1 protein-coding gene is annotated in these 440 nt (G+C 47.0%); it reads left to right on the top strand.

Annotated elements, in window-relative coordinates:
- Positions 1-440 (top strand): AraC family transcriptional regulator ligand-binding domain-containing protein (locus tag A3750_RS04270; protein ID WP_156498390.1); only part of this gene is annotated, 440 nt, incomplete at both ends.

Here is a 440-nt window from a genome sequence, read left to right as displayed (position 1 = left end):
CAAAGAGCTTGAGGTCTATCAAGATCTGTTCAAGCTCCATCCGGACCCGCTCATTGCACTTGGCATAGGCCCTTATCTCGGGCCTGCAGGTTACGGGCCCTTCGCGATGTTACTCGCCAGCTGCAAAGATGGCTATGAAAGCTGCCAAATGGGCATTCGATATCAGGCTATGGGCTACATGTATGGAGAAGTAAGTTTTGAACTTGCGCCTGAACATTCGTCCTTTCGAATTGATCCAGCCATGCTCCCTGAAGATGTACGAGAGTTTATCGTTTATAGAGATATGGCTGGCTGCGTAAAGCTAATGCGCGATATCTATTTAATGAACGGTGTTGAGTTTATTATTTCCGAAGTCCACATGACGGCAAAGCCAAAGAAACAGGACCTCGACAAATTTAGCAGCGCGTTTGGCTGCACAGTTAAATTTGGCATGCCAAGTA

Source organism: Oleiphilus sp. HI0079 (genome assembly GCF_001635105.1).
This window is presented reverse-complemented; position numbering and strand designations above follow the sequence as displayed.